Source organism: Paenibacillus sp. 01T422 (assembly GCF_056398785.1).
The window spans coordinates 1-1,416 of sequence record NZ_JBFTQB010001237.1; the positions used below are offsets into that span (position 1 = coordinate 1).

A 1,416-nucleotide genomic window follows, 5' to 3' on the forward strand; every position below is an offset into this window, starting at 1 on the left:
CTTACGATCTTGTTTCGAATTGTGATACCTTTATCGCAAGCCGTGATCGCCGTTATGATTTTGTTTTACGCTGTGGCCCATTGGAACTCGTGGTTCAGCGCCATGATTTATTTGCGAGATCGAGATGCGTATCCTTTACAACTCTTCTTGCGTGAGATTTTGATAAACAGCAGTACAGACAGTATGATTACCGGGTCCGGCGGGAGCGATAAAGAGGCGGTTAGCGAAATTATTAAGTATTGTACGATTATAATCGCTACATTACCTATTATTGCCGTGTATCCTTTCTTGCAAAAATATTTTACCAAAGGGGTTTTGGTAGGCGCTGTGAAAGGTTGAGCAATAGTCCGAATTATAGTTGAAACGGGGGAATCACATGATCTCTGAGGACCAAGTGAAGTTTTATCATGAGAACGGTTACTTGCTGGTGAAAGGTGTATATAACGCAGAGGAAGTCGAGAAGTTCCGTGAATCGGTAGATACGTTCCTGAAGAGGGCGGCTGCCTCCAAATTCGACCGGAGCCACGCTTGGTCGGGAGACTACTTGCCTCCGGAAGAATTAAAAAAACTGGTGCTTAAAGGCTTTCATGATGTTCAATATCATGACGCACAATTTATGCGCATGATAACGCAGTGGAATTTGATCACGATTTTCACCAAATTGATTGGCGATAATGTTCAACTGCATCATACCAAGATGATGGTCAAACCTCCGGAGAAGGGAGCGGCCTTCCCCATGCATCAGGATTATCCGTATTTCCCGCACAGCAAGCACAGCATGATGCTCGCCAGCATCCATTTGGATCATACGAATGAGGAAAACGGCTGTTTGCATGTTATTCCGGGATCGCATAAACAGGGGCCATTACCTCATGTAGGAAGCTACTATTTGAATCATAAAGAATATCCTATTGAGAGCGGAATTCCTTGTATAGCTGAATCGGGGGATGTACTATTTTTTAACTATTTAACGATTCATGGCTCACCGATAAACCGCAGCGACCGGACGCGTAGAAATATACTTGTCCAGGTTCGTGATCCCGAGGATCAGCCGGCGAATGATAAACATGTAAACTGGGGACAGGGGTTGATGCTTCACGGTATCAATCCAATATTCAGAAACTATAAGTATGAAGGAACATTGCTTGAAGTTTAATAGCTGATAATATGTCATGTGATGGGAAATTAATTCTAAATATGCTAACAAATTGGAGTGAACCTATATGAAATTATCTTTTACCACGTTAGGGTGTCCCGAGTGGCCGTTAGACAAAATTATTTCCAACGCGACTGAATATGGATTTGACGCAATTGATTTTAGAGGCTTGACCGGTGAAATGAATATTTATAAGCTTCCGGAGTTTTCCGAGCAGATTGAACAAACACTTCGTAAAATCACTGATGCCGGTCTTCATG

1 protein-coding gene and 2 pseudogenes are annotated in these 1,416 nt (G+C 42.7%); all 3 read left to right on the forward strand.

The features are described from left to right. Positions 1–339 (forward strand): annotated as a pseudogene (locus tag AC1DUA_RS37540) (carbohydrate ABC transporter permease); the annotation flags it as partial. Between the two features lie 37 nt (positions 340–376). Then, on the forward strand, positions 377–1,156 hold the full coding sequence (locus tag AC1DUA_RS37545; RefSeq protein WP_477504563.1) for a phytanoyl-CoA dioxygenase family protein: 780 nt from the start codon (positions 377–379) through the stop codon (positions 1,154–1,156). A gap of 67 nt (positions 1,157–1,223) precedes the next feature. Further along, positions 1,224–1,416: pseudogene (locus AC1DUA_RS37550) on the forward strand (sugar phosphate isomerase/epimerase family protein); the annotation flags it as partial.

Coding starts and splice junctions, on each gene's coding strand:
- AC1DUA_RS37545 (WP_477504563.1), top strand. CDS start 377: ATGATCTCTGAGGACCAAGTGAAGTTTTATCATGAGAACGGTTACTTG.